Consider the following 26,223-nt stretch of genomic DNA (forward strand, 5'->3'; position numbering starts at 1 on the left):
GGCACTGCCGTCAAGTCTTGAACGCATTCCCCCGGATTGACGGTAAGTTTTTGAAGTCCGGGGGAGGGTGCCCCACGGCCGCGCGGCAGGCTATGCGGCGGCGGCGCCCTGCTCCTGCAGGACGAGCGCCGCTGCGCCCAGCGCCTCCGCCCGGTCTCCGAGGGAGGACATAAGCACCGTCGACGTTTCACCCACGAGGGGGACGGTGTGCCGGAGCAGTCCGCGGCGGATTGGGTCCAGGAAGGTGTCGCCCAGCCCGGTCAGAGACCCGCCGATGATGATGAGCTCCGGATTCAGGGTGTTGGCGAGGTTGGCGGCTGCCCGGCCCACCGCTGCGCCGGCGTCCTCAATGACGCGCAGGGTGGCCGGGTCCTTTTCGGCGGCCTGCGAAATGATGTCCGTGGTGGTGACAACCCGGTTGGCGGCGCGGCTGAGCAGCTCGATCATGATGGACGTGGAGGCGATGGTTTCCAGGCAGCCGCGGTTGCCACAGCGGCAGATTAATCCGTGGTCGAAGATGGTGGCGTGGCCGATTTCGCCGGTGACGCCGACATTGCCGTAATACAGCGACCCGTTGATCACCAATCCCGCACCGATGCCTGAGGCAACCTTGACGAAGATCAGGTTTTCCGTACAGCCGTGCGGTCCCCAGGTCACCTCGGCCAACGCCCCCAGGTTGGCGTCGTTGTCGACGAAAACGGGTACGCCCAGCCGGTCGGCGAGGTCCTCGCGCATGTTGATTCCGACCCACTCGGGCAGGATCGCGCCCTGGACCACAGTGCCGGTCCGCCGGTCGATGGGGCCGGGGATGCCGACGCCGGCCCCCAGGACCGCGCTGCGGTCCACGCCCTGGCGGCGCAGGAGGCTGGCCAGCAGGGCTGCTGCGGTGTCCATGCCTTCGGCCGCGGTGTGGCCCAGCGGCAGCGGGACGGACTCCTCCTGGAGGATCCTGCGGCCGAGGGAGGCGAGGACCACCCGGACGTGCCGCCGGCCGATGTCGATGCCGGCAGCGACGGCCCCTGAATCGTTGAGCCGGACGGATAACGCGCGGCGTCCGGAACTGGTGGTCGGCTCGGTGACCACCAGCCGGTGTTCGTTCATCACCCGCACGATGTTGGAGACGGTGGCGCCGGAAAGGCCGGTCTGGCGGGAAAGTTCAGCCTGGGTCTGTGGTCCGGATTCCAGCAGCGCATCAATGATGCGCTGCCGGTTGCGTTCGCGGAGGGCGCTCTGGGAACCCGGTCGAGGGGTGTTGGTTCCGGGCGTTCGGGCGGTCCTCAACGGCGAGGATGGATCGGCTGGCATCAATTAAGAGTGCTACATCACACTCTTGCAGTCAAGAAGTGAACGCAAGCCTAGGACTGAGCCGCGACCGCGGCACGGTGGTCCGCCGCCGTCTGCCGGTAGTTCTCCGCGTTCGCCTGCACGCCGGCGAATTCCTCGTCCGTGAGGGGACGGCGTACCTTGGCCGGCATCCCCGCCACCAGGGACCGCGGCGGTACCACGGTGCCTTCCAGGACCAGGGCCCCGGCGGCCACCAGGGAACCTGCCCCGATCACGGCTCCATTCATGATGGTCGCGCTCATCCCGATGAGGCAGTCATCCTCGACCGTGCAGCCGTGCACCACGGCGTTGTGCCCGATACTCACCCGTTCACCCACCGACGTCGGAAAGCCGGGGTCCGCGTGCAGGACCACATTGTCCTGGAGGTTGCTGCCGGCGCCCACAGTGATGCTGTTGGAATCGGCGCGTACGCAGACGCCGTAGAAGGCGCTCGACCCGGCGGCCATGCTGACGTCGCCGATCAGCGAGGCGGTGGGGGCGAGGAAAACGCTCGGATCAATGGACGGGGCCTTGCCCCGGAATTCAATAATGTGTGCCATGCCACCCAGCGTAGCGCTGCCGGTACGGGCCTTAGTTGAAGACGATCGTGCGCCGGCCGTCCAGCAGCACCCGGTGCTCGGCATGCCACTGCACCGCCTTGGAGAGCGCGCGGCCCTCGACGTCGCTGCCCAGCGCGGCCAGCTGGGCGGCCGAACGGGCGTGGTCCACGCGGATGACTTCCTGCTCAATGATGGGACCCTCGTCCAGGTCCGAGGTGACGTAGTGGGCGGTGGCGCCGATGAGCTTCACCCCGCGGGCATGGGCCTGGTGGTACGGCCTGGCGCCCTTGAAGGATGGGAGGAAGGAGTGATGGATGTTGATCGCTCTGCCGGAAAGCTCCCGGCAGAGGTCGTTGCTCAGGATCTGCATGTAGCGGGCCAGGACCACCAGTTCAATGTCCAGCTCTGCCATCAGGGAACGCAGCCGGTCCTCGGCCTCGCCTTTGGTATCCGCGGTGACGGGAATGTGGTGGAACGGCACGCCGTAAAAGTCCGCAAGGGACTCCAGATCGCGGTGGTTGGAGACGATGGCCGGGATGTCGATGGGCAGCGTTCCGGCACGCTGCTGGAACAGCAGGTCATTGAGGCAGTGGCCGGACTTCGACGCCATGATCAGGGTGCGGGTCCGGCGGCCGGCGCGGTGGAGCTCCCAGTCCATGCCGAACGTGGACGCCGTTGCAGCGAGTTCCGCCTGGACCTGTTCGTAGGAGCGGGGGGAGGTGAAATCCACCCGCATGAAGAACGAACCGGTTTCGGGGCTGCCGTACTGCGCGGACTCGGTGATGTTGCCCTCGGCCGCCACGAGTGACGCGCTGACGGCATGGACAATTCCCGGGCGGTCGGGGCAGGACAGCGTCAGGGTGTAGGCATTGGGGGACGCGGGCGTGCCGGGAGGCGGAATCATGTCTGTCACCCTTGCAAGGTTACCGGTTTGGGCGCCCTGGCCTACTGTGGGCACATGGATGTGATGTTCCTGCCTTTTTCGGACAAGGACGAGGGAGAGCTGGTCCGTTTTCTCACCACCAACAGCTTTCCGTACCACCGGATCAAGGCACCGTCCGAAGGCCTGGTGCGGCGCCTCATGATCGAAGGACGCTTCGACAGCGACGGCGTCCGTACCTTCTGGGTGTTCGGCGACAACCAGCGCATGGGCCTGGTCATCCTCGAGGACCTGGGGACAAACACTCCGATGCTGGATCTGCGGCTGGTGGAGAAATTCCGGGGACGGGGAAACGGGGTACCGGTGACGAAAGCGCTGACGGGAATGGTGTTCACCGCTTACCCCGATTCGAACCGGTTCGCGGGCCGGATGCGGGAGGACAACATTGCCATGCGGAAGACCCTGCTGCGGTCGGGGTTCCTGAAGGAAGCCCACCACCGGGAGGACTGGCCGCTGGAGGACGGGCGGAGAGTGGCAACGGTGGTTTACGCCATCCTCCGCCGGGACTGGGAGCAGGGCACGGTTACTGCTTTTGAGTGGGAAGAGCTTCAGTAGCCAGCTGCCTCACAGCGGCCAAAGCCGCGGCCCGGCCGGCGCGGGTGGCCCCGAGCGTCGAGGAAGATTCACCGTAGCCCACCAGCAGCAACCGGGGTTCGCGCACCACCCGCACCCCGTCCATCCGGATGCCGCCGCCGGGCTCGCGCAGGTGGAGGGGTGCCAGATGGTCCAGGGCGGCCCGGAAACCGGTGGCCCACAGCACGGAGTCGACCGGCTCCGCGGACCCGTCGGCGAAGACCACGCCGCCTTCGTTGAGGCGGCGGATGGGTCCGCGGGAAACCAGGATCCCGTCCTCGATGCCCCGGCGGTATTCCTCGGTCAGCGGCAGGCCGGTGGCCGAAACCACGCTCAGCGGCGGCAGGCCGGCACGGGTCCGCGCGCCGACTTTCGCCTCCACCGCCCGTCCCCACTCGGCGTCGAACGGGCGGAGCGTGAACTCCGGCGGCCGGCGGGTGGACCAGACGGTGGCAACGCCCGCCCGGTGCAGCTGCAGCAGGAACTGGACCGCCGAGGTCCCGCCACCGACCACCAGGACCCTCTGCCCGGCGAATTCGTCCACCGAACGGAAATCACGGGTATGCAGCTGCCGGCCCTGGAAGGTCTCCCGTCCGGGGTAGTAGGGCCAGTACGGGCGGTCCCAGGTTCCGGTGGCGTTGATGACGGTCCGGGCCTGCCAGCCGCGCCCGTCCGCCGCCCGGACAGCCAGCCGGCCGCCGTCGCCCTCCGCCACAGCAGCCACGGCAACCGGACGGACGACGTCGAAGCCAAACGTGCGCTCATACTCCCCGTAATAGCGGGTGACGACGGCGGACGCGGGTTCGCTGGGATCGGGTGCGCCGAGCGGCATGCCCGGCAGGTCGTGCAGGGCATGCGCGGCCCCGAAGGTAAGGGAATCCCAGCGGTGCCGCCAGGCCCCGCCCGGGCCGGGATTTGCGTCCAGCACGGTAAAACCGGCGCCGGGTTCCAGGCCGCGGCGGCGCAGATGGTAGGCGGCGCTGAGCCCGGCCTGCCCGGCCCCGATCACCAGTACATCCGTCTCCATCCGTACCTCCCTTTCGTCGAATCCTAACCATCCCGGCGGAGGCCCTATTCCGGCAGGCCCTGCCCCCGGGGGGCAGGCCCTGCCCCCGGGGGACAGGGGAGGCTAGGATGGAAAACGCCGCGACTGGCGTCAGGTGGATTACCACCAGGAAGCGGCACGGCACCCCCTCAGGGTGTCTTCACGACCACGGATCGCACGCCTGGGCCGCGGGTCACGCTCGAAACTGTCTGCCATGCCCGCAGAGTCTGTTCCGCGGACCCCTGCTGTGCACGGACGGGTAGCCTGACCTATAGAGAACCCCTTCCCAGGAGATCCATGTGAGAGTATCCACCCAGCCCGTCACCAACGCGCCGCTAATCGATGTTGATCCCGAAATAGCCGCCGTCCTGAAGGATGAACTGTCCCGCCAGCGCAGCACCCTCGAGATGATCGCATCCGAGAACTTCGCCCCGCGGGCCGTCCTGGAAACCTCCGGGTCCGTCCTCACCAACAAGTATGCCGAGGGTTATCCCGGCCGCCGCTACTACGGCGGCTGCGAATATGTCGATGTCGCGGAGAACCTGGCCATTGACCGGGTCAAGGCGCTGTTTGGTGCCGAGTTCGCCAACGTGCAGCCGCACTCCGGCGCGCAGGCCAACGCCGCGGCGCTCGCAGCCCTGATGAAGCCCGGCGAGAAACTGATGGGCCTGAACCTCGCCCACGGCGGGCACCTGACCCACGGCATGAAGCTGAACTTCTCCGGCAAGCTCTACGAAGTGGCCGCCTACGGGGTGGACGAACAGACCTACCGCGTAGACATGGACCGGGTCCGGGAACAGGCCCTGGCCGAGCGCCCGCAGGTCATTGTCGCCGGCTGGTCCGCCTATCCGCGGCAGCTGGATTTTGACGCGTTCCGTTCCATTGCCGACGAAGCTGGCGCCTACCTCTGGACGGATATGGCGCACTTTGCCGGACTGGTGGCGGCGGGGCTGCACCCGAACCCGGTGCCGGTGTCCGACGTCGTTACCTCCACCGTGCACAAAACCCTCGCCGGCCCCCGCTCGGGCATGATCCTGGCCAAGGAGGAGTATGCGAAAAAACTGAACTCCGCCGTCTTCCCCGGTCAACAGGGCGGCCCCTTGATGCACGTGATAGCGGCCAAGGCCGTGGCCTTTAAGATCGCAGGCACCGAGGAATTCCGCGAACGGCAGGAACGCGTGCTCGAAGGTGCGCGGATCATCGCTGATCGCCTGAATGCGCCCGACGTCGCTGAACATGGAGTGTCCGTGCTTACCGGCGGTACCGACGTGCACCTGATCCTGGTGGACCTGCGGCACTCCGCCCTGGACGGCAAGCAGGCCGAGGACCTTCTGGAGGCCGTGGGAATTACGGTGAACCGCAACTCCGTGCCGTTCGATCCGCGGCCGCCGATGGTCACCTCGGGCCTGCGGATCGGCACCCCGGCCCTCGCAACCCGCGGCTTCGGCGCAGTGGAATTCACCGAGGTGGCCGAGATCATCGCCGCCGCACTGAAACCGGCCCCCGACGTCGAGGCACTCCGTGCCCGCGTGGCTGCGCTGGCTGAGAACTTCCCGCTCTACCCCGGACAGGAGGAATGGTAACCGTGGAGAAAGGAACCAATATGGAGGGCACCGCGACCGACGAGGCCGCCAGCGTCAACCTTGGCTGGGACGCTAAGGAAAAGACCGACTTCGGCACTCCGGTGGCGGCGAAGATCCTCGATGGACGCGCCGCCGCCCGGGAGATCAAGGACGACCTGGCCGAACGGGTCCGGGTGCTGAAGGAAGAGCACGGCATCACCCCGGGCCTGGGCACCGTACTGGTGGGCGATGATCCCGCCAGCCACTCCTACGTGGGCGGTAAACACAAGGACTGCAAACAGGTGGGAATTAACTCCATCCGCAGGGACCTTCCCGGCGACATCAGCCAGGAAGACCTGGAAAAGGTCATTGATGAGCTGAACGGGGATCCGGCCACCACCGGCTACATTGTCCAGCTGCCCCTGCCGGCACACATCGATGCGAATGCCATCCTGGAGCGGATCGATCCGGAAAAGGATGCGGACGGGCTGCACCCGGTCAACCTGGGTCGCCTAGTGCTCAACGTCAGCGAACCGATGACGTCGCCGCTGCCCTGCACCCCGCACGGGATTGTGCAGCTGCTGGTCCGCAACGGGATTTCGCTGAACGGAAAGAAGGTCCTGGTGGTTGGACGCGGCGTCACCGTCGGGCGGCCGCTTGGCCTGCTCCTGACCCGCCGGCCGATCAACGCCACAGTCACCCTGGCGCACACCGGGACCGCGGACCTGTTCGAGCACCTGCAGTCAGCCGACGTGGTGGTTGCCGCTGCGGGATTCCCGGAAATGATCCGGGCCGAGGAACTCAAGCCCGGTGCGATCGTCCTGGACGTCGGCGTCACCCGGGTCACTGATCCGGACACCGGGGAAACCACGCTGACCGGCGACGTCGAGCCGGCAGCGGCCGACGTCGCCTCCTGGATCTCGCCCAACCCCGGCGGAGTCGGCCCGATGACCCGGGCCATGCTGCTGGCGAACGTGGTGGAAGCGGCCGAACGGCAGGCCGGGATCCTGGGCTAGGACGGTTTTGCCGTCATGGAACGGGCCGGGGCGCCCCAGTGTGCGCCGGCCCGTTCCGTGTCCACTACACTGTCGTGAGTGTCGCAGATCACATCAAGTAGAACCGCCCCTGAAACCCGCTCCGATTTTGTTATTTCCGCACGGGACCTGACCAAGTCCTACGGGGATTTCACCGCAGTGAACGGCATCTCCTTCGACGTTCCGCCGGGGGAGTCCTTTGGGCTGCTCGGCCCCAACGGTGCGGGAAAGTCCACCACCATGAAGATGATCGGCGGCGTTTCCCAACGCACTGCCGGCGACCTCAGCATCATGGGGCTGGACCCCAACACCTACGGCCCGGAAGTCCGTGCGCACCTGGGTGTGGTGCCGCAGCAGGACAACCTGGATGAGGACCTGCGCGTCCGGGACAACCTGCTGGCCTACGGACGCTATTTTGGGCTGCCCAAGAGCTACCTGCAGTCCAAGGCGGACGAACTGCTCGAATTCGCCCAGCTGACGGACAAGGCCAAGGCACGCGTCGACTCGCTCTCCGGCGGCATGAAACGCCGGCTGACCATCGCACGGTCCCTCATCAATGATCCGAAAATCCTGCTGCTGGACGAACCGACCACCGGCTTGGACCCGCAGGCCCGGCACATCCTCTGGGACCGGCTGTTCCGGCTCAAGGAAGCCGGTGTCACCCTGATCCTCACCACCCACTACATGGACGAGGCCGAGCAGTTGTGCGACCGCCTGATCGTGGTGGACAAAGGCACGATCATGGCCGAAGGTTCGCCTGCCGCCCTGATCCGTGAGCATTCCACCCGGGAGGTGGTGGAACTGCGTTTCGGGTCGGAACGGAACACCACCGTGGCTGCGGAGCTTGAGGGGATCGGCGAACGGCTGGAGACCCTGCCGGACCGGGTGCTGATCTACGCCAACGACGGCGAAGCCGCCCTCGAAGCCGTGACCAGCCGCGGGCTGCGGCCCATCACGTCGCTGGTGCGCCGCTCCTCGCTGGAAGACGTGTTCCTGCGCCTGACCGGTAGGAGCCTCGTTGACTAGCCCTGAGCCCACCGGCACTGCGGTGCGGAGCCACGAGGTGCTTGGGCTGCGGTCGCCGCTGACACCCCTGGAAACCGCCGCCAAGGCCCGGCGTTTCGGTTCCTTCTACTATGCCGACATGTGGATCCGGCGGATGCGCGGCTATCAGTGGACCGTGCTGATGACCGCCGTGGGTACCCCGCTGGTGTACCTGCTGGGCATGGGCACGGGGCTGGCGGTGCTGATCGACGGCAATACCAATGCGGGGTTCCCGGGTGCCGGAGGGTCCACCGTCTCCTACCTGGTGTTCCTGGGACCGGCCCTCGTGGCCACGGCGGCGCTGATGGTCTCCAGCGAGGAAAACACCTACACCATCATGGGCGGTTTCAAATGGCACCGCACCTACTACGGACCCAATGCTTCTCCGCTCTCCAGTGGACAGATTGCCCTCGGCCACGTCATGGGGCTCACCGTCCGCATCCTGTTTACCACGGTCATCTACTACCTCTTCCTGCTCGCCTTTGGCGCCGTGGAGCAGCCGGCCACCGGATGGCTGATGGTTTTCACGGCGCTGCTGGCCGGGCTGGCCTTCGGTATGCCGCTGATGGCCTTCAGCGCCACGCTGAAGGAGGACAAGGGCCAGTTCGCCATGGTCCAGCGCTTCATTGTGATGCCGTTGTTCCTGTTCTCCGGCACGTTCTTTCCGCTGGATTCCCTGCCGCTGGCCGTCCGCTGGATCGGCTGGGTTTCCCCGCTCTGGCATTCCACCGAACTGGGCCGGGTGCTCAGCTACGGGCACCCCGAACCGGCAGTCATGACTGCCGTCCACGTGGTGTACCTGCTGGTCCTGGCCGTTGGCGGCCTGGTACTGGCCCGGCGGAACTTCACGAGGAGGCTCGACGGATGAGCGTTGAAAACCGCACGGCGCCAACTGCGCTGGTACCGCAGGACAGGTTCCTCGGCTCCCTGTATGGACGGAACATCCGGGCGGTGATTGCCCGCGGACTCAAGGCCACGTGGGGCACCAACTGGAGCATCATGGTGAGCGGTTTCGTGGAACCGGTGCTCTACCTCGTGGCCATGGGTATTGGCCTTGGCGCCCTGGTGGGCACCGTTGTGGGCCCCGGCGGGCAGGAAATGGAGTATGCCAACTTCATCGCGCCCGCGCTGCTGGCTGTGTCGGCGATGAACGGCGCGGTGTACGACTCCACCATGAACGTGTTCTTCAAGCTCAACTATGCCCGCCTCTACGAAGGCATGCTTTCCACGCCGCTGGGGCCGCTGGACGTCGCGATGGGGGAGATCTTCCTGGCCCTCCTGCGGGGCGCCATGTACGCCACAGGCTTCACTGCCGTGATGGGCGCAATGGGGCTGATCACCTCGCCCTGGGCGCTGCTGATGATCCCGGCCGCCGTGGTGATCGCCTTTGGCTTCGCCTCCTTCGGGATGGCCGTGACCAGCTATATGAAGACCTTCCAGCAGCTGGACTGGGTCAACATGATCATGCTGCCGATGTTCCTGCTCTCAGCCACCTTCTATCCGCTGAGCGTGTACCCCGAAGCGGTGCAGTCGGTGATCCAGGCTCTGCCGCTGTGGCACGGAGTCGAACTGCTCCGGCAGATCAGTGTAGGGATCTTCAGCTGGGGAACGGCAGGGCACCTGCTGTACTTCGTGGTGATGATTGTGCTGGGCCTGACCCTGACCACTAACCGGCTCCGGGCGCTGTTCCTCAAGTAGGCTCAGCCCGTCAACTGCCCATACCTGCGGGCGAAGATCCCCGCGAGGCGGTCGTTGAACAGGACGAACTCTGCACGCTTCAACGTCCGCGGGGTATGGTCCAGGAGCTCCTGCAGCCCGATCCCGGCAACGGTCTCCGGGTCCCAGCCGTAAATGCCCGCACTCACGGCCGGGAAGGAGATGCTTTCGGCGCCGAGCTCCTCGGCTGCCGCCAGGGCGGTGCGGAAACAGGACCTCAGCAGTTCGGGGTCGGTTTCCCCCGCCCCCGCATTCGGGCCCACGGTATGCACCACCCAGCGTGCGGGCAGGTCGAAGGCATCCGTGGCCACGGACAAACCGGTGGGAAGCCCCTTGGGCAACGACGTGTTCCGCAGCTCCCGGCAGGCCGCCAGCAGCTGCGGGCCCGCCGCCCGGTGAATCGCGCCGTCCACGCCGCCGCCGCCGAGCAGGGACGAATTTGCAGCATTAACAATGACGTCGGTGTCCCGCTTCGTGATGTCTCCGGTGGTGATGGTGATCTGCATCGAGCCAGTTTCCCACCCCGGAGAAGCAGGTGCCAGCGCGCAGAGCGAACACGGCACGGGCACCCGCGGGAGTTTGAGAGAATAAAACCATGCAGTCGATCCGAAACGGCAAGACGCCGTCGTCCCCGTCCACGCCCGGCCACGGCATTAGCCGCCGGATGGGCTCCACGGGCATCGTCGTGATGCTCATAGTCTTCCTCGTGGCAGTTGTTTTCGCGGCTAACCAGAATGACGTCATCGGGTGGCTGGTGGTGATTGTCTCCCTGGGCTGGCTGTTCCTCGCAACGTTCGTGGTGTTCTCCGTCCGGAGTGCAACGCGCAAGGCCACCGCGAAGATTGCCGAAGCCACCGCCGACCTTGCTCCCCGCGCAGGAGTGCAGGTCCTCGACGAAGACACCGTGGTCCGCGACCGGAAACTGGACCACAGCTTCAAGATCATCGAGGTCCAGGCAAAGGTCATCGCCGACAACCTGGACACGGACCGCGGGATGGTGGACCGGGCCCTCGATACCATCGGGATCACCGCCCACAACGGTCGTGGCATGATCAAGAAGGACGACGGTGGAACCGTCGAAGGCACCGTAGTCGACTAGTTCCCGCCCGCTGTTCCGTGTACCGCCGCAGCTCAGCGGCGTGCCGGGGCGGCCGTTTCGGGATGAACAGCTACTGAGGAGTAAGGTTATTCGCGTGAGTTCGGCATCAGCAGGGACTATGGACAGTTCCGGGGAAACACTGCGCATTGCGTCCGTGAACGTCAACGGCATCCGCGCCGCCTACAAGCGGGGCATGGCCGAGTGGCTGGCAGCACGCGATGTCGACATCCTGTGCCTGCAGGAGGTACGCGCCCCCGACGCCATCCTGAAGGACCTCCTCGGTGATACGTGGCACGTCCAGCACGCCGAATGCCTCGACGCCAAGGGCCGCGCCGGCGTCGCCATTGCCTCCCGCACCGCACCTGTCGCGGTCCGCGAACATATCGGCGACGAATACTTCGCGCGTTCGGGCCGCTGGGTGGAAGCCGACTACAAGGTGTCCGTCGCCGGCGAAGAAAAGCTCCTGACCGTGGTCAGCGCCTACGTCCATTCCGGCGAAGTGGATACACCCAAGCAGGTGGACAAGTACCGTTTCCTCGACACGATGGCCGTCCGGCTGCCTGCCCTGGCCCAGGAGAGCGACTTTGTCCTGGTGGTGGGGGACCTGAACGTGGGCCACACGCCCCTGGACATCAAGAACTGGAAGGGCAACGTCAAGCGTGCCGGCTTCCTGCCCGAGGAACGGGCCTACTTTGACCGCTTCTTCGGCGAGGAAATCGGCTACACGGATGTCCACCGGTCCCTGGCCGGCGAGGTCAACGGACCCTACACCTGGTGGTCCTGGCGCGGACAGGCGTTCGACAACGATTCCGGTTGGCGGATCGACTACCACATGGCCACCCCGGACCTGGCGGCGCGGGCCGTCAACGCCGTCGTGGACCGTGCACCTACCTACGACTCCCGCTTCTCAGACCACGCTCCAGTAGTGATTGACTACCAGTTCTAAGGGCCTCCTTCCATGACATCCGAGTCTTCCAGCAGCCGTCGGCGCATCCTCTCCGGGATGCAGCCGTCCGCTGATTCCCTGCACCTGGGCAACTACCTCGGCGCCCTGGTGAACTGGGTGCGGCTTCAGAACGAGTACGACGCCTACTTCTTCATCCCCGACCTGCACGCCATCACGGTGCCCCAGGATCCTGCCGACCTGCGGAAGCGGACCCGCGTCACCGCCGCCCAGTACATCGCCGGCGGAGTCGACGTCGACAAGGCCACCCTGTTCGTGCAGTCCCAGGTGCCTGAGCATGCCCAGCTGGCCTGGGTGCTCAACTGCCTCACCGGATTCGGCGAAGCGTCCCGCATGACGCAGTTCAAGGACAAGCAGCAGCGGTTCGGCTCGGACTCGGCCAGCGTTGGTCTGTTCACGTACCCGATCCTGCAGGTCGCGGACATCCTGCTCTACCAGCCGCACGGCGTGCCCGTGGGCGAAGACCAGCGCCAGCACGTCGAACTGAGCCGGGACCTCGCCAAGCGGTTCAACACGCGTTTCGGCGACACCTTCGTGGTGCCCGAGGTGTTTATCCAAAAAGAAGCAGCCAAGATCTACGACCTGCAGAACCCGGCGGCGAAAATGTCCAAGTCCGCCGCCTCACCCGCAGGGCTGATCAACCTCCTCGATGAGGACAAGGTGATAGCCAAGCGGATCAAGTCGGCCGTGACCGACGACGGCAGCGAGATCCGTTTTGACCGGGAGGCCAAGCCCGGGATCTCCAACCTGCTGTCGATCTACTCCCTGATCAGCGGCCGAAGCGTGGAAACCCTGGAAAAGGAGTACGAGGGCCGGATGTACGGACACTTGAAGGTGGACCTTGCCGAGGTGGTCACGGAACACGTCCGGCCCATCCGGGAACGTGCCCTGCATCTGCTGGACGATCCCGCCGAACTGGACCGCCTGCTGGCCGTGGGTGCCGCCAAGGCGCGGGAGGCCGCGTCGGTGACGTTGGCCGATGTGTACAACAAGGTCGGCTTCCTGCCCCTGGGCAGCGTCACCGCATAGTGCCATGAAAATCACCGAATCCCTCGACCAGGCCATGGCGCCGGGCACCGTCAACAACTGCCACGCCCTCGACTGTGATGCCCGCTGCGTGGGGATCGTGATTGCGGTCCCGGAGCCGATGGCCACCGAGCTGCGGGCGGCCCGCGCATCCTTCGGCGACCCCATGGCCGCTGTCATCCCTGCGCACATCACCCTGGTCACCACTACGGAAACCACGGATTGGGAGGCGACACTGCGCCACGTGCGCAGCGTCGCTGCGGCGCAGGAGCCGTTCCGGGTCACCTTGGAAGGGACGGGGTCCTTCCGCCCCGTTTCGCCGGTGGTTTTCCTGAAGGTGGACGCAGGCTTTGATGAGTGCACCGCGCTGCACAAGGAATTCCAGAGCGGACCGCTGGACCGGGACCTGGCCTTCCCGTTCCACCCCCACGTCACGGTGGCACACGACGTCAGCGAGGCGAGCATGGACGAAGCCGTCCGCTGCCTGGAGGGCTACTCCGCCGGCTTTACGGTGGAGACCGTAGGCCTCTACGAACACGACGCCACCGGAATGTGGAAACTGCACGAGCATGTCCGCCTCGGCAGCGCAGGGGAGCCCCGGGACTAGGAGTCCGCTCCCAGATCCAGGTAGGTGCCCGCCCATGCGGCGATGATCGACGCCGCCCGGGTGGTCTGCGGGCGTTCGACCATCAGATGGTCGCTGCCTTCCAGGGAAATGAAATTCCGGGGATGGCGGGCGGTCCGGAAGATCTCGCTCGCGTTCTCGATTCCAACGGTGTTGTCGGTGGGGGAGTGCATCACCAGCAGGGGCAGGTGCAGGTCCCGGATACTGTCCGTGAGGTCATGGCTGTGCAGGTCCTCGATCAAGTGCCGGCGGATCTCCCGTTCGCCGCCGCCGAGATCGACGGAGGCTGAGCCGTGTTCGGCAATCCGGTCCAGCTCCGACTCAAACAGGTGGACGACGTGGGATGGCCGGAAGGGTGCGGCGATGGTCGCCACCGCCTCCAGGCCGTCGACCCGGGATGCGGCCGCCAGCACGGCGGCACCGCCCAGGGAGTGGCCGATCAGCAGGGACACCTGCCGGCCGCTATCCGCCATGAACCGGGCTGCACTGAGGACATCCGCCACTTTGGTGCTGAAACTGCCGTCCTCCCAGTTGCCGGTGGAACTGCCCAGCCCGGCAGCGTCATAGCGCAGCACCCCGATGCCGTGGCCGGCGAGGGCCTTGGAGATCCGCGAGGCGGCAGCACTGTTCTTTCCCAGTGTGAAGCCGTGGCAGAAGACGGCCCAGGCGCGGGCGCCGCCGTCGGGAATGTCGAGGGTCCCTGCGAGCGTGGTCCCGTTGACGCCGGGAAAAGAGACGGATTCAAACGAAGGCATGGACCTACTCTATCCAGAACGCAAAAGGCGCCGGCCAGCGGTGAAAACCGCTGGCCGGCGCCTTCGCAGCGCAGGACCGGTTAGAGCGAGCGGGCCAGGATGGCCTGCTTGACCTCTGAAATGGCCTTGGTGACCTGGATGCCGCGGGGGCAGGCTTCCGAGCAGTTGAAGGTGGTGCGGCAGCGCCACACGCCTTCCTTGTCGTTCAGGATCTCCAGGCGCATGTCCCCGGCGTCGTCACGCGAGTCGAAGATGAAGCGGTGGGCGTTGACGATGGCCGCAGGACCGAAGTACTGGCCGTCGGTCCAGAAGACGGGGCAGGAGGACGTGCACGCGGCGCACAGGATGCACTTGGTGGTGTCGTCGAAACGCTCACGGTCTTCGGCGGACTGCAGGCGTTCCTTCGTGGGCTCGTGGCCCTTGGTCACCAGGAACGGCATGATTTCGCGGTAGGACTGGAAGAACGGTTCCATGTCCACGATCAGGTCCTTTTCCACCGGCAGGCCCTTGATGGGCTCGACGAGGATGGGCTTGGAGGTGTCCAGGTCCTTCAGCAGGGTCTTGCAGGCGAGGCGGTTGCGGCCGTTGATGCGCATGGCATCGGAGCCGCAGACGCCGTGGGCGCAGGAACGGCGGAAGGAAACCGAGCCGTCGTGTTCCCACTTGACCTTGTGGAGTGCGTCCAGCACACGGTCGGTGCCGTACATCGTCAGCTTCCACTCATCCCAGTAGGCTTCGTCGGAAACCTCGGGGTTGTAGCGGCGGACCTTCAGGGTGATCTCGAACGAGGGGATCTCTCCGCCGATCGATTCGGGGAGTTCGACCTTCGAGGCCGGCTCGGCGATTTCGGTTGTCATTAGTACTTCCTCACCATCGGCTCGTAGCGCGTGAAAATGACCGGCTTGGTGTCCAGCCGAATGCCGGCGGTGTGCTCGGTATTCTCGGCTTCGTCGACCTTGTAGGCCATCGAATGCTTCATGAAGTTCTCGTCATCGCGCTCCGGGAAGTCCTCGCGGAAGTGTCCGCCGCGGGATTCGGTGCGGTGCAGGGCGGCAACGCTCATGACCTTTGCCAGTTCCAGGAGGAAGCCCAGTTCCACGGCCTCGAGGAGGTCGAGGTTGAAGCGCTTGCCCTTATCCTGGACGCTGATCTTCTGGTAGCGCTCCTCGAAGGAAGCGATATCCGTCAGGACCTTCTGGATGGTCTCCGCGGTCCGGAACACCTGCATGTTCAGGTCCATGGTGTTCTGCAGGTCGCGGCGGATTTCGGAGACACGCTCGGTGCCTTCGGAATTGCGGACGTGGTCCAGCAGGTTGACCGTGTCCATTTCGGAGTTCTCCGGCAGGTCGACGAAATCGGCCGTCAGGGCGTACTCGGCAGCGTAGATGCCGGCCCGCTTGCCGAAGACGTTGATGTCCAGCAGGGAGTTGGTGCCCAGCCGGTTGGAACCGTGCACGGACACGCAGGCCACTTCGCCGGCCGCGTACAGTCCGGGGATCACGGTGTCGTTGTCCTGGAGCACCTCGGCCTTGATGTTGGTGGGGATGCCACCCATCACGTAGTGCGCCGTGGGGAATACCGGTACCGGCTCGGTGTAGGGCTCCACGCCAAGGTAGGTACGGGCGAACTCGGTGATGTCCGGAAGCTTCGCATCAATGTGCGCCGGTTCCAGGTGGGTCAGGTCGAGCAGGACGTAGTCCTTGTTCGGCCCGCAGCCGCGTCCTTCACGCACCTCGTTGGCCATGGAACGGGCCACGATGTCACGGGGTGCCAGGTCCTTGATGGTGGGGGCGTAGCGCTCCATGAAGCGTTCGCCCTCGGAGTTGCGGAGGATGGCGCCTTCGCCGCGGGCAGCTTCCGAGAGGAGGATGCCCAGCCCGGCCAGGCCGGTCGGGTGGAACTGGATGAACTCCATGTCCTCCAGGGGGATGCCCCGGCGGAATGCGATGCCCATGCCGTCGCCGGTCAGGGTGTGTGCGTTGGACGTGGTCTTGTAGACCTTGCCGGCGCCGCCGGAAGCGAACACCACGGACTTGGCCTGGAAGATATGCAGCTCACCGGTGGCGAGGTCATAGGAGATAACGCCGGCAACCCGCTTCTGGCCGTCGAGGTCGACGACGGTGATGAGGTCCAGGACGTAGTACTCGTTGTAGAACTCCACGTTGTGCTTGACGCAGTTTTGGTAGAGCGTCTGCAGGATCATGTGGCCGGTGCGGTCGGCGGCGTAGCAGGCACGGCGGACCGGTGCCTTGCCGTGGTCACGGGTGTGGCCACCGAAACGGCGCTGGTCGATGCGTCCCTCGGGCGTGCGGTTGAACGGCAGCCCCATCTTCTCCAGGTCCAGCACGGCGTCAATGGCTTCCTTGGCCATGACCTCGGCTGCATCCTGGTCCACCAGGTAGTCACCGCCCTTGACGGTGTCGAAGGTGTGCCACTCCCAGTTGTCTTCTTCGACGTTGGCCAGTGCTGCGCACATGCCGCCCTGGGCCGCGCCCGTGTGGGAGCGGGTGGGGTAGAGCTTCGTCAGTACCGCCGTACGCGCGCGCTGACCTGATTCGATGGCGGCACGCATACCGGCGCCGCCGGCGCCGACAATGACGACGTCGTACTTATGGACCTGCATAGCAGATGCTCTTTCTGTTGAAACCACTAGAAATTCCTGGGCGTACCCGTGCTCGTTTCGGCGGGAGCTAGCTGGCTCCGCAGAACTCCTGGAGCGTCTCGGCCGAGGCGCCGGCGAGGCAGGGGTCAAAGGTGAAGATGACCAGGGTGCCGAGCACGATGATCACGAAGGTGGCGACGTACAGGACCGTCTTGAGCCACATGCGGGTGGCCTTCTTGTCTGCGTAGTCGTTGATGATGACGCGGACGCCGTTGGTGCCGTGGAGCATGGCCAGCCAAAGCATGACCAGGTCCCAGACCTGCCAGAGCGGACTCGCCCACTTGCCGGCAACGAACCCGAAGTCGACGGCGTGGATGCCGTCGCCGAGAACCAGGTTCATAAACAGGTGGGTGAAGATCAGGACCACCAGGATGACGCCCGAGACACGCATGAACAGCCAGGCAAGCATTTCAAAGTTGCCGCGGCCGGACGCGTTACGGGTGTATCTGGGGGCGATGCGTCCTGACCGGGGTGCTTCGAGGGCATGCGCTTCGTTAGTTGATGTGGTCATGGTTATTAACCCCCGAAGACGTTGGGCAGGTGGCGGATGGAGAAGCCGATAACCGTTACGGCCCAAAGGGCGACGACGCCCCAGAGCATCTGGCGCTGGTATTTCGGCCCCTTCTTCCAGAAGTCGATCAGGACTACGCGCAGGCCGTTGAAGGCGTGGAACACGATGGCGGCGACGAGTCCAAGCTCGCCGAGGCCCATAATCGGGTTCTTGTAGGACTCGATCACCACGTTGTAGGCCTCAGGCGAAACCCGCACCAAAGAGGTATCCAGAACATGGACCAAAAGGAAGAAGAAGATCGCCACGCCGGTGATACGGTGCACAACCCACGACCATTGGCCCTCGCGGCCACGGTAGAGAGTGCCTGCTGGTAACTTCGACACTGAATTTTCCTCCCTGCATCGCAGCGGTGTTAGCGCGTGTTCCACGCAGTGAAGACGCCGGTGCGACAGCGATATAAGCTCTACCATAATCTAGGCTCGAGTGACCGGCGTTTCAATTTAGGTTGCCCTATGGTGTGACCCTGATTACATTTATCCCCGCCTGTCGACCATGTAAGCAGCCATGTAGGTAGTCCGTTTCCTCGCCTTCTCAGGCAGCTGGGCTAATCTTGGCTGTGATGAGTAACGAAAAGCCGCAAGCCCACCTTCCGTCCGCTGCCCTTGACCGTTTCTACGGCGTCATCCCGGCGGGTGGCGTCGGGACGCGTCTCTGGCCCCTTTCGCGGGCGGCCGCGCCCAAGTTCCTCCACGACCTCACCGGTTCCGGGTCCACCCTCATCCGGGCCACCTATGAGCGCCTGAGCCCGCTCAGCGGAGACCGCGTCATGGTGGTGACCGGTGCCGTGCACCGGCAGGCCGTGCGGCAGCAGCTCCCGGAGATCTCCAACAAAAACCTGGTTCTGGAACTTGAACCCAAGGATTCGGCCGCAGCCATCGGCCTGGCCGCGGCGATCCTCTACAAGCGCGATCCCCAGATCATCATGGGATCGTTTGCGGCAGACCAGGTGATTGCTCCGGTGGAGGTTTTCCAGGCGGCCGTCCGGGAGGCAGTACATACTGCGGCGCAGGGCTACATTGTCACCATCGGTATCCAACCGACCCATGCGTCCACCGGATTCGGCTACATCCGGGCAGGCGAGCAGCTGCAGGTCGCCGGCGCTCCCACCGCCCGCTCCGTGGTCGAGTTCGTGGAGAAGCCCTCGGCGGATGTCGCACAGACCTATCTGGACAGCGGCAGCTACAGCTGGAACGCCGGTATGTTCGTTGCGCCGGTGGATCTTATGCTCAAGCACCTCGAAGCCAACGAACCGGTGCTCTACTCCGGCCTGATGGAAATAGCGGAGGCCTGGGACACCACCCGGCGCCGGGAAGTGGTCCGCCGGATCTGGCCCACCCTGCCCAAGATCGCCATTGACTATGCGGTGGCGGAACCGGCAGCGGCGGCTGGGGACGTAGCGATGATCCCGGGAGCCTTCAGCTGGGACGACGTGGGTGACTTTGCCGCGATCGGCCGCCTGAATCCGGCTGCGGAGAACAGCGAACTGACAGTGATGGGCGAGGGTGCCCGGGTCTACTCCGAGAATGCCTCCGGAATCGTCGTCTCCGACACCAAGCGCGTGATCGCACTGATTGGCATCGAGGACGTCGTTATCGTCGACACCCCGGACGCCCTGCTCGTGACCACCAAGGAACACGCGCAGGAAGTCAAGAAGGCAGTGGAGCATCTGAAAGCCAGCGGCGACACGGACGTCCTCTAGCCTCCGCAAGTCCCGTCACGGGGAGTCGTTTCCCAGGCTGCACATTCCCGTTTTAGTCCTGAAATTGGCTAACCTTGAGGTTGTGCAGACTATTCCAGTGAGCAATTCGCCCATCCCCTCAATACGGGGGAGCGTGGCGCCGCTTCTGGGTGGATTGATTGCGTTCCGGCGCGACCTGCATGCGCACCCAGAACTCTCGCACAAGGAATTCCGTACCACCGACCGCATTGTCGAGGCACTCGAGCACGCGGGACTGGCGCCCAAGCGGCTGGAGAACACCGGCGTCGTGGTGGACATCGGCGACGGCCCCATCCGTCTCGCCGTGCGTGCGGACATCGACGCCCTTCCTGTCCTGGAGGAGACCGGCCTTCCGTATTCTTCGGAGCACACCGGCATAGCCCATGCCTGCGGCCACGATATCCACACCACGGTGATGCTGGGCGTAGCCATGGTGCTCGCAAAGCTCGACGCCGCTGGCGGCCTGGGCGGGCGCGTGCGGGTGATTTTCCAACCGGCTGAAGAAGTAATGCCGGGAGGCGCGCTCTCGGTGATCGAACAGGGCGCCCTCGACGGCGTCCCGCGTGTGCTGGCGCTGCACTGCGACCCCCGGGTGGATGTGGGCCAGGTGGGTACACGCATTGGAGCCATCACCTCCGCCTCGGACACCATCCGGATAGAACTCAGCGGCCGCGGCGGGCACACGTCCAGGCCGCACCTGACCGAAGACCTGGTGTTCGCACTGGCCGAGATCGCCGTCAGCGTCCCGGCAGTGCTCTCCCGCCGGATCGACGTGCGCAGCGGCGTCTCGGTGGTCTGGGGACAGATGCATGCGGGGTCGGCTCCGAATGCCATTCCTGGGCATGGATTCATGGCCGGCACCATGCGGTGCCTCGACGCCGAAGCCTGGCATGCCGCCGGCGAGCTGCTGGACACAGTGGTCCGGGAAATCGCCGCGCCGTTTGGCGTTGACGTGCACCTTGAGCACACCCGCGGTGTTCCGCCGGTCATCAATGCCGACGCGGAGATCAGCCTGATCGAAGCGGCAGCCCGCGCGGAACTGGGGGAAGACGCCGTCGTGCTGGCCCCGCAGTCCATGGGCGGGGAGGACTTTGCCTGGATGACGCAGGCAGTGCCCGGGGCACTGATGCGGCTGGGAACGCGTTCACCGGGCGGAGAAACCTTCGACCTGCACCGGGGCGACTACAACCCTGACGAACAGGCCATCAGCTGCGGGGTCAGCGTGATGGCGGCGGCCGCCCTGCGTGCCGCCAAGGGCCTGCGGCACTAGGCGGCGCTGTCCACCACAGGACCGGACCCGCGTAACTTTCCGACATTTGACGCGGGAAAACCACCGGCCAGCCAGGCGGGGCAGGACAATATCAGCCGCGCTCCGGTCCAATGCGCTGCTTTGATAACAACATGTAAACAATGTCCGGCTCACCCCGGATTTGGAATTAGTGTTGCCTCCGACACACTATGGTTATGTTGCTGCGGTCCAACGACGGACGGAGCGCTGCGCCTAACGCTGCACATCACAGGGCACCGTAGGGCGAATCCCATTTTCTTTTCTGGAGGAACATTGAAGAATTACCCGCGCAGCTTTAAGCGCAACGCAGGCGTTTCCGCCGCTATGCTCGGCGTTTCGGCGCTCCTGCTTTCCGGCTGCGGCGCGGCCCCCGAAGAAGAGGGCGGCTCTGCTGAAGGCGCCACCGATTTCCTGGGCTGCATGGTTTCCGACTCCGGTGGATTCGATGACAACTCGTTCAACGAGTCCACGCACAACGGCATGATGAAGGCGGAAGAGGAGCTCGGCATCGAGGTCAAGACCGCTGAGTCCCAGTCCGAGACCGATTTCGCGCCGAACGTGGACAGCATGGTCCAGGCCGGCTGCGACCTGACGGTTACCGTCGGGTTCCTGCTCGCCGACACCACCCGGGACGCGGCCGAGGCCAACCCGGACAGCCACTTCGTGATCGTTGATGACCAGTCCATCGAGGCTGACAACGTCAAGCCGATCATCTACGACACGGCCCAGGCTGCCTTCCTGGCCGGCTATGTTGCGGCCGGTACCTCCCAGACCGGAAAGGTTGCCACGTACGGCGGCCTGGACATCCCCACGGTCACCATCTTCATGGAAGGCTTCCAGCAGGGTGTGGAGTACTTCAACGAGGAGAACGGCGGCGACGTCCAGGTTCTCGGCATGGATTCCTTCACCGGCGGCTTCGACGATGTCTCCGCAGGCAAGACCACCACGCAGAACTTCCTCAACGAAGGCGCTGACGTCATCATGCCCGTTGCCGGCCCCGTAGGCGCAGGCACCATCGACGCCGTGCTGGCTGCTAACGCCGCCGGCAAGGACGCCAAGGTTATCTGGGTTGACTCCGATGGCTACGAGACCGTGACCACGGGCAAGGAAGTTATCCTCACCTCCGTCATGAAGCTGATGGGCGAAGCCGTTGAGGACGTCGTGAACACCGACGTCGAAGGCGAATTCGACAACAGCCCGTACGTCGGCACCCTGGAGAACGGCGGCGTTGCGCTGGCTCCGTTCCACGACCAGGAAGCCAACGTTCCCGAGGACGTGAAGAAGGCCGTTGAGGACATCAAGGCCAAGATCATTTCCGGTGACATCAAGGTTGAATCTGCTTCCAGCCCGAAGTAGCACCTCCACGTAACATCTGTGGCCCGGGAAATAGCCGGGCTACAGTAAGCACCGCATGCACTAAAAGTGACCGCCGTCTTCCCGGCAGCCTTGAGCAGCCGGGAAGACGGCGGTTGTTTTGCGTCGCAATTGTTCTCTGTTTTCTTATCTCGAAAAAGATAGGTTGGGGTTTTGAAACTCGAACTCAAGGGCATCACCAAACGCTTCGGCACCCTGGTGGCCAATGACCACATCGACCTGGTGGTCGAGCCGGGGCAGGTCCACAGCCTGCTCGGCGAAAACGGCGCGGGCAAATCAACGCTCATGAACGTGCTCTACGGGCTCTACGAACCCACCGAGGGCGAAATCCTGGTGGATGACCAGCCGGTGGCTTTCAACGGTCCGAGCGACGCCATGGCTGCGGGCATCGGCATGGTGCACCAGCATTTCATGCTCGTCCCTGTCTTCACAGTTGCCGAAAACGTGGCGCTCGGAAACGAGAAGACCAAGTTTGCGGGAATGCTGAACCTGGACCAGACCCGGAGCCGCATCCGCGAAATTTCCGACCAGTACGGGTTCGACGTCGATCCCGACGCCGTGGTCGAGGATCTTCCCGTGGGGGTCCAGCAGCGGGTGGAAATCATTAAGGCACTGATCCGTGACGCTGAAGTCCTCATCCTTGACGAACCCACCGCCGTCCTCACACCCCGCGAAACCGACGAACTGCTGGGCATCATGCGCCAGCTCACCGAAGACGGAAAATCGGTGGTCTTCATCTCGCACAAACTGCGCGAAGTGAAGGCTGTCTCGGATGTTATTACCGTGATCCGCCGCGGCAAGGTGGTTGGCTCCGCCGAACCGAGTGCCTCCACCACGGAACTGGCGTCCCTGATGGTCGGCCGGTCGGTCAGCCTGAACCTTAACAAGGAGCCCGCGAAGCCCGGCGAGGAGACGTTCGTCGTCGAAAACCTCACTGTTGCCTCCGCGTCCGGTCCGGCTGTCCTTGACGGGGTCAGCTTCGGGATCCGGCGGGGAGAAATCCTGGCCGTCGCCGGCGTCCAGGGCAACGGCCAGACCGAACTGACCGAGGCGATTCTGGGCCTGCAGGACCACGTCTCCGGTTCCATCCGCCTCAACGGCGAGGAGCTGGTGGGCCGCAGGACCCGCGACATCATCAACGGCGGCGTGGGCTTTGTGCCCGAAGACCGCAACGTGGACGGCCTGGTGGGAACCTTCTCCGTAGCGGAGAACCTGGTACTGAACCGCTACGACCAGGCACCGTTTGCCCGGGGCGTCTCCCTGCTCCCGGCGGTGATTGAAGCCAATGCGGCGGAAAAGATTGCCGAGTTCGACATCCGTACCCAGTCCGCTGCCACCGCAGCAGGCACGCTGTCCGGTGGCAACCAGCAGAAGGTTGTGATGGCGCGGGAGCTGTCGCGCCCGCTGCAGCTCTTCATCGCCTCCCAGCCCACCCGCGGCGTGGATGTGGGATCCATCGAATTCCTGCACCGCCGGATTATCTCGGAGCGCGACGTCGGCACACCGGTAATGATCGTGTCCACCGAACTCGATGAAGTTCTTGAACTGGCGGACCGGATTGCCGTTCTTTACGGCGGCCGCCTGATGGGCATTGTGCCCGCAAACACCTCCCGCGACGTGCTGGGCCAGATGATGGCAGGCATGCCCGCGGACGAAGCTATGACGCAGAATACAGATTTCAAGGGAGGGGCCAAGTGAGCCCGGAGGATTCCACCAAGCAAGACCCGCCGGGGGAGCGCAGCATTGCAGCTGCGGAAGCCACCCGGCTCGAGGCCGCGGCGGAAACCGCCGGCGGTACTGTAGCTCCGCCCGCGGTGCCCGCAGCGCACCAAAGCGGCGCATTGGGCGGTGAACCGCAGCAGCAGTCCACGGTGCGGCGGATCCTCTCTTCGAACGCCATGGTTTCGATCCTGTCCGTCCTGCTCGCCCTCGTGGTGGGCGGCATCCTCATTGCCGCCACCGACGAGGAAGTGGGCGAAGCGGCGTCGTACTTCTTCTCCCGGCCCACTGACATGCTGTCCGCTGCCTGGTCCGCCGCAGCCGGCGCCTACATTGCCCTGTTCCAGGGTGCGTTCTTCAACTTCGAGGCCGAAACAGCGGCACGGTTCTTCTACCCGCTGACCCAGACCCTCACGGTGGCAACGCCGCTGATCCTGGCAGGCCTCGGCGTCGCCGTCGCTTTCCGGACCGGCCTGTTCAACATCGGTGCGCAGGGGCAGATCATCATCGGTGCTGCCATGGCAGCCTGGGTGGGTTTCGCCGTCCACCTTCCGGTGGGCCTGCACCTGCTCCTCGTGATTCTCGCGGGCATGCTCGGCGGCGCCATCTGGGCCGGTATCGCCGGCCTCCTGAAGGCAAAAACCGGTGCACACGAAGTCATCGTCACGATCATGCTCAACTACGTGGCCATCAACCTGGTGCTCTTCCTGCTCAGCACGCCGGCTTTCCAGCGGCCGGGATCCTCGAACCCGATCAGCCCCCAGCTTGACGCCAATGCCATGTTCCCGCCCCTGCTCGGCAGCGGTTTCCGCCTGCACTGGGGCTTTGTCCTGGCCGTGCTTGCCACCGTCTTCATCTGGTGGCTGATGAACCGCTCCACGATCGGTTTCGAACTCAAGGCCGTGGGCGCCAACCCGTCCGCTGCCCGCAATGCAGGCATCAGCATCACCAAGGGATACGTCGTCGTGATGCTGATCGCCGGTGCCCTCTCCGGGCTTGCCGGTGTGGCGCAGGTGGCCGGCACCGAAAAGGTGCTGACCTCCGGTGTGGCCGCCAGCTTCGGCTTCGACGCGATCACCGTCGCCCTGCTGGGCCGGTCGAGCCCGTGGGGCACCTTCGCGGCAGGCCTGCTGTTCGGCGCTTTCCGTGCCGGCGGCGTGACCATGCAGACCAACACGGGAACCAGCATCGACATTGTCCTGGTGGTGCAGTCGCTGATCGTCCTATTTATCGCAGCCCCGCCCCTGGTGCGGTCGCTGTTCCGTATTCCGCCGCCCGGAGCGTTGAAGACCTCCGGCAAGCGTCTGTCCAAGAACACTGAAGCCGCCGGAGGCGCAGCATGAGCACCGCAACAACGCTTCCGGCTCCCAAGGCGGCCACCCTCAGCGGTGTCCGCAGCTGGAAGACCCCGATCATCCTGATTGTCCTGTCCCTGCTGGGACTGTTTGTCTTCGCCCTGGGGGCCCCGTCCAACGACGTGACCTTCCGGCTCTCCGATCCCGGAGAGGCGATTGTCCTGCCCGAACTGGTGGTTTCCGCCCCCATGGTCGGCTGGCTGACCGCTGTGCTGATGGTGGCCGCCGCAGCCTGGGCCCTGATGCTGACGCGCAGCGGCCGCCGGGTACCCGTCTGGCTGATCGCCGTCTTCGGCGTGCTCTTCGTCCTGGGCTTCCTAACCTGGGTCGTGGGCAGCGCCAACACCCCCAACGTGGCCCTCTACGGACTGCTTTCCGGATCCTTCGCCCTGGCCATCCCGCTGATCTTCGGTTCACTCTCGGGTGTGCTGTGCGAGCGTTCCGGCGTGGTCAACATCGCCATCGAAGGACAGCTGCTCTTCGGCGCCTTCGCCGCCGCCGTGGCAGGTTCGCTCTCCGGCAACGCGTTCGTCGGGCTGTTTGCCGCCGCCGTCGCCGGTGCGCTGGTCTCCCTGGTGCTGGCCGTGTTCAGCATCAAGTACATCGTCAACCAGGTGATTGTCGGCGTTGTGCTGAACGTGCTGGTCTCCGGCCTCACCGGCTTCCTGTTCTCCACGCTGCTGTCCTCGGACGCTGCGAAGTGGAACTCCCCGCCGTCGCTGCCGCCGATCCGGATCCCGCTGCTGGCGGATATCCCGGTCCTCGGGCCGATCCTCTTCAACCAGTCGATCGTGGGCTACCTCATGTACATCGCCCTTGCGGCGGTCTACTTCGGACTGTTCCACTCCAAGTGGGGCCTGCGCACCCGCGCAGTGGGCGAGCACCCCAAGGCTGCTGACACCCTGGGCGTGAACGTGAACCGCACCCGGTTCATCAACGTCCTGCTCGCCGGTGTGGTGGCCGGTATCGGCGGCGCCTTCTTCACCCTCGTTTCGGTGTCCGCGTTCAACCGCGACATGACCGGCGGACAGGGCTACATTGCCCTGGCAGCGCTGATCCTGGGCCGCTGGAATCCGCTCGGCGCCCTGCTGGCGGCACTGCTGTTCGGCTTCGCCACCAACCTGCAGTACGTGCTGAGCCTGTTGGGAACCGCTGTTCCCAACCAGTTCCTGGCCATGCTGCCGTACGTGGTGACGATCTTCGCCGTCGCCGGTGTGGTCGGCAAGTCCCGGGCACCTGCGGCCAGCGGTGTGCCTTACATCAAGGGCTAG

26 protein-coding genes are annotated in these 26,223 nt (G+C 65.0%); 16 read left to right on the forward strand and 10 right to left on the reverse strand.

The genetic code is table 11. The features are described from left to right. Positions 1-90: 90 nt before the first annotated feature. From QNO10_RS03615 to purU, 3 genes are read right to left on the reverse strand one after another with little or no spacing between them, the layout of a single operon-like run. Positions 91-1,305 carry an ROK family transcriptional regulator gene (locus tag QNO10_RS03615; RefSeq protein ID WP_229949552.1) on the reverse strand — a complete coding sequence of 405 codons (1,215 nt, stop codon included), beginning with the start codon at positions 1,303-1,305 and terminating at the stop codon, positions 91-93. 50 nt (positions 1,306-1,355) lie between these two features. Then, positions 1,356-1,883: a gamma carbonic anhydrase family protein gene (locus QNO10_RS03620; protein WP_229949555.1), complete on the reverse strand. Its 528-nt coding sequence runs from the start codon at positions 1,881-1,883 to the stop codon at positions 1,356-1,358. Between the two features lie 31 nt (positions 1,884-1,914). Next, on the reverse strand, positions 1,915-2,787 hold the full coding sequence (gene purU, locus QNO10_RS03625) for a formyltetrahydrofolate deformylase (protein WP_229949768.1): 873 nt from the start codon (positions 2,785-2,787) through the stop codon (positions 1,915-1,917). A gap of 54 nt (positions 2,788-2,841) precedes the next feature. Between purU and QNO10_RS03630 the strand changes: the two genes are divergently transcribed. Continuing rightward, positions 2,842-3,378, forward strand: a complete 537-nt coding sequence (locus QNO10_RS03630; RefSeq protein ID WP_229949557.1) for a GNAT family N-acetyltransferase — start codon at positions 2,842-2,844, stop codon at positions 3,376-3,378. Here the strand turns inward: QNO10_RS03630 and QNO10_RS03635 are convergent. Then, complete coding sequence (locus tag QNO10_RS03635) at positions 3,347-4,423, reverse strand: FAD-dependent oxidoreductase (RefSeq protein ID WP_229949559.1); 1,077 nt, start codon at positions 4,421-4,423, stop codon at positions 3,347-3,349. The genes QNO10_RS03630 and QNO10_RS03635 overlap by 32 nt on opposite strands. A gap of 317 nt (positions 4,424-4,740) precedes the next feature. Between QNO10_RS03635 and glyA the strand changes: the two genes are divergently transcribed. The 5 genes from glyA to QNO10_RS03660 all read left to right on the forward strand — a co-directional run bounded on the left by glyA (position 4,741) and on the right by QNO10_RS03660 (position 9,779). Next, positions 4,741-6,024 (forward strand): serine hydroxymethyltransferase, encoded by a 1,284-nt coding sequence (gene glyA / locus QNO10_RS03640; RefSeq protein WP_283995891.1) that lies wholly within the window; start codon positions 4,741-4,743, stop codon positions 6,022-6,024. A 101-nt stretch (positions 6,025-6,125) separates the two neighbouring features. Then, positions 6,126-7,019 carry a bifunctional methylenetetrahydrofolate dehydrogenase/methenyltetrahydrofolate cyclohydrolase gene (locus QNO10_RS03645; protein WP_229949772.1) on the forward strand — a complete coding sequence of 298 codons (894 nt, stop codon included), beginning with the start codon at positions 6,126-6,128 and terminating at the stop codon, positions 7,017-7,019. 78 nt (positions 7,020-7,097) lie between these two features. Further along, on the forward strand, positions 7,098-8,063 hold the full coding sequence (locus tag QNO10_RS03650; protein WP_229949561.1) for an ABC transporter ATP-binding protein: 966 nt from the start codon (positions 7,098-7,100) through the stop codon (positions 8,061-8,063). Beyond that, complete coding sequence (locus tag QNO10_RS03655; protein WP_229949563.1) at positions 8,056-8,949, forward strand: ABC transporter permease; 894 nt, start codon at positions 8,056-8,058, stop codon at positions 8,947-8,949. Before QNO10_RS03650 ends, QNO10_RS03655 begins: the two co-directional genes overlap by 8 nt. Continuing rightward, positions 8,946-9,779, forward strand: a complete 834-nt coding sequence (locus QNO10_RS03660) for an ABC transporter permease (RefSeq protein WP_229949565.1) — start codon at positions 8,946-8,948, stop codon at positions 9,777-9,779. Before QNO10_RS03655 ends, QNO10_RS03660 begins: the two co-directional genes overlap by 4 nt. A gap of 2 nt (positions 9,780-9,781) precedes the next feature. Here the strand turns inward: QNO10_RS03660 and QNO10_RS03665 are convergent, their stop codons facing one another. Beyond that, complete coding sequence (locus QNO10_RS03665) at positions 9,782-10,303, reverse strand: O-acetyl-ADP-ribose deacetylase (RefSeq protein ID WP_229949568.1); 522 nt, start codon at positions 10,301-10,303, stop codon at positions 9,782-9,784. 89 nt (positions 10,304-10,392) lie between these two features. Between QNO10_RS03665 and QNO10_RS03670 the strand changes: the two genes are divergently transcribed. From QNO10_RS03670 to QNO10_RS03685, 4 genes are all read left to right on the forward strand, one after another. Continuing rightward, a complete protein-coding gene (locus tag QNO10_RS03670; RefSeq protein WP_229949570.1) occupies positions 10,393-10,896 on the forward strand; it encodes a hypothetical protein in 504 nt (167 codons plus the stop codon). 118 nt (positions 10,897-11,014) lie between these two features. Continuing rightward, positions 11,015-11,842 (forward strand): exodeoxyribonuclease III, encoded by an 828-nt coding sequence (locus QNO10_RS03675; RefSeq protein ID WP_229949773.1) that lies wholly within the window; start codon positions 11,015-11,017, stop codon positions 11,840-11,842. A gap of 12 nt (positions 11,843-11,854) precedes the next feature. Further along, positions 11,855-12,889 (forward strand): tryptophan--tRNA ligase, encoded by a 1,035-nt coding sequence (trpS, locus tag QNO10_RS03680; protein ID WP_229949571.1) that lies wholly within the window; start codon positions 11,855-11,857, stop codon positions 12,887-12,889. 4 nt (positions 12,890-12,893) lie between these two features. Then, positions 12,894-13,493: a 2'-5' RNA ligase family protein gene (locus tag QNO10_RS03685; RefSeq protein WP_331460338.1), complete on the forward strand. Its 600-nt coding sequence runs from the start codon at positions 12,894-12,896 to the stop codon at positions 13,491-13,493. Here QNO10_RS03685 and QNO10_RS03690 read toward each other — a convergent pair. The 5 genes from QNO10_RS03690 to sdhC all read right to left on the reverse strand — a co-directional run bounded on the left by QNO10_RS03690 (position 13,490) and on the right by sdhC (position 17,822). Next, positions 13,490-14,266, reverse strand: a complete 777-nt coding sequence (locus QNO10_RS03690; RefSeq protein WP_229949572.1) for an alpha/beta hydrolase family protein — start codon at positions 14,264-14,266, stop codon at positions 13,490-13,492. The genes QNO10_RS03685 and QNO10_RS03690 overlap by 4 nt on opposite strands. 80 nt (positions 14,267-14,346) lie before the next feature. Then, positions 14,347-15,123 carry a succinate dehydrogenase iron-sulfur subunit gene (locus QNO10_RS03695; protein ID WP_227914227.1) on the reverse strand — a complete coding sequence of 259 codons (777 nt, stop codon included), beginning with the start codon at positions 15,121-15,123 and terminating at the stop codon, positions 14,347-14,349. After that, positions 15,123-16,889, reverse strand: a complete 1,767-nt coding sequence (sdhA, locus tag QNO10_RS03700) for a succinate dehydrogenase flavoprotein subunit (RefSeq protein ID WP_229949574.1) — start codon at positions 16,887-16,889, stop codon at positions 15,123-15,125. Before sdhA ends, QNO10_RS03695 begins: the two co-directional genes overlap by 1 nt. Positions 16,890-16,956: 67 nt before the next feature. Then, entirely contained in the window at positions 16,957-17,439 is a 483-nt protein-coding gene (locus tag QNO10_RS03705) for a succinate dehydrogenase hydrophobic membrane anchor subunit (RefSeq protein ID WP_229949577.1), read from the reverse strand. Between the two features lie 5 nt (positions 17,440-17,444). Continuing rightward, positions 17,445-17,822 carry a succinate dehydrogenase, cytochrome b556 subunit gene (gene sdhC / locus QNO10_RS03710; RefSeq protein ID WP_146363726.1) on the reverse strand — a complete coding sequence of 126 codons (378 nt, stop codon included), beginning with the start codon at positions 17,820-17,822 and terminating at the stop codon, positions 17,445-17,447. A 236-nt stretch (positions 17,823-18,058) separates the two neighbouring features. Here sdhC and QNO10_RS03715 point away from each other — a divergent pair, with 236 nt between their 5' ends. From QNO10_RS03715 to QNO10_RS03740, 6 genes are all read left to right on the forward strand, one after another. Beyond that, positions 18,059-19,198 (forward strand): mannose-1-phosphate guanylyltransferase, encoded by a 1,140-nt coding sequence (locus QNO10_RS03715; protein WP_229949581.1) that lies wholly within the window; start codon positions 18,059-18,061, stop codon positions 19,196-19,198. A 97-nt stretch (positions 19,199-19,295) separates the two neighbouring features. Beyond that, on the forward strand, positions 19,296-20,486 hold the full coding sequence (locus QNO10_RS03720; RefSeq protein ID WP_229949583.1) for an amidohydrolase: 1,191 nt from the start codon (positions 19,296-19,298) through the stop codon (positions 20,484-20,486). Between the two features lie 291 nt (positions 20,487-20,777). Continuing rightward, positions 20,778-21,860, forward strand: a complete 1,083-nt coding sequence (locus tag QNO10_RS03725; protein WP_442860267.1) for a BMP family lipoprotein — start codon at positions 20,778-20,780, stop codon at positions 21,858-21,860. A gap of 171 nt (positions 21,861-22,031) precedes the next feature. Beyond that, positions 22,032-23,576: an ABC transporter ATP-binding protein gene (locus tag QNO10_RS03730; protein WP_229949585.1), complete on the forward strand. Its 1,545-nt coding sequence runs from the start codon at positions 22,032-22,034 to the stop codon at positions 23,574-23,576. Then, positions 23,573-24,940: an ABC transporter permease gene (locus tag QNO10_RS03735; RefSeq protein WP_442860268.1), complete on the forward strand. Its 1,368-nt coding sequence runs from the start codon at positions 23,573-23,575 to the stop codon at positions 24,938-24,940. Before QNO10_RS03730 ends, QNO10_RS03735 begins: the two co-directional genes overlap by 4 nt. Further along, the gene (locus QNO10_RS03740; RefSeq protein WP_229949587.1) at positions 24,937-26,223 is read left to right on the forward strand and encodes an ABC transporter permease; all 1,287 of its coding nucleotides are present in this window, start codon (positions 24,937-24,939) and stop codon (positions 26,221-26,223) included. Before QNO10_RS03735 ends, QNO10_RS03740 begins: the two co-directional genes overlap by 4 nt.

The sequence above is a fragment of the Arthrobacter sp. zg-Y919 genome (assembly GCF_030142045.1).
Taxonomy (GTDB): Bacteria; Actinomycetota; Actinomycetes; order Actinomycetales; family Micrococcaceae; genus Arthrobacter_B.

Bases quoted from the DNA above. Each gene is read 5' to 3' on its own strand.
- QNO10_RS03660 (WP_229949565.1), top strand. From the start codon at position 8,946: ATGAGCGTTGAAAACCGCACGGCGCCAACTGCGCTGGTACCGCAGGAC.
- QNO10_RS03705 (WP_229949577.1), bottom strand. From the start codon at position 17,439: ATGACCACATCAACTAACGAAGCGCATGCCCTCGAAGCACCCCGGTCA.
- QNO10_RS03615 (WP_229949552.1), bottom strand. From the start codon at position 1,305: ATGCCAGCCGATCCATCCTCGCCGTTGAGGACCGCCCGAACGCCCGGA.
- QNO10_RS03695 (WP_227914227.1), bottom strand. From the start codon at position 15,123: ATGACAACCGAAATCGCCGAGCCGGCCTCGAAGGTCGAACTCCCCGAA.
- QNO10_RS03630 (WP_229949557.1), top strand. From the start codon at position 2,842: ATGGATGTGATGTTCCTGCCTTTTTCGGACAAGGACGAGGGAGAGCTG.
- QNO10_RS03675 (WP_229949773.1), top strand. From the start codon at position 11,015: ATGGACAGTTCCGGGGAAACACTGCGCATTGCGTCCGTGAACGTCAAC.
- QNO10_RS03740 (WP_229949587.1), top strand. From the start codon at position 24,937: ATGAGCACCGCAACAACGCTTCCGGCTCCCAAGGCGGCCACCCTCAGC.
- QNO10_RS03685 (WP_331460338.1), top strand. From the start codon at position 12,894: ATGAAAATCACCGAATCCCTCGACCAGGCCATGGCGCCGGGCACCGTC.
- QNO10_RS03690 (WP_229949572.1), bottom strand. From the start codon at position 14,266: ATGCCTTCGTTTGAATCCGTCTCTTTTCCCGGCGTCAACGGGACCACG.
- QNO10_RS03620 (WP_229949555.1), bottom strand. From the start codon at position 1,883: ATGGCACACATTATTGAATTCCGGGGCAAGGCCCCGTCCATTGATCCG.
- trpS (WP_229949571.1), top strand. From the start codon at position 11,855: ATGACATCCGAGTCTTCCAGCAGCCGTCGGCGCATCCTCTCCGGGATG.
- sdhA (WP_229949574.1), bottom strand. From the start codon at position 16,889: ATGCAGGTCCATAAGTACGACGTCGTCATTGTCGGCGCCGGCGGCGCC.
- QNO10_RS03670 (WP_229949570.1), top strand. From the start codon at position 10,393: ATGCAGTCGATCCGAAACGGCAAGACGCCGTCGTCCCCGTCCACGCCC.
- purU (WP_229949768.1), bottom strand. From the start codon at position 2,787: ATGATTCCGCCTCCCGGCACGCCCGCGTCCCCCAATGCCTACACCCTG.
- QNO10_RS03635 (WP_229949559.1), bottom strand. From the start codon at position 4,423: ATGGAGACGGATGTACTGGTGATCGGGGCCGGGCAGGCCGGGCTCAGC.
- QNO10_RS03665 (WP_229949568.1), bottom strand. From the start codon at position 10,303: ATGCAGATCACCATCACCACCGGAGACATCACGAAGCGGGACACCGAC.
- QNO10_RS03715 (WP_229949581.1), top strand. From the start codon at position 18,059: ATGAGTAACGAAAAGCCGCAAGCCCACCTTCCGTCCGCTGCCCTTGAC.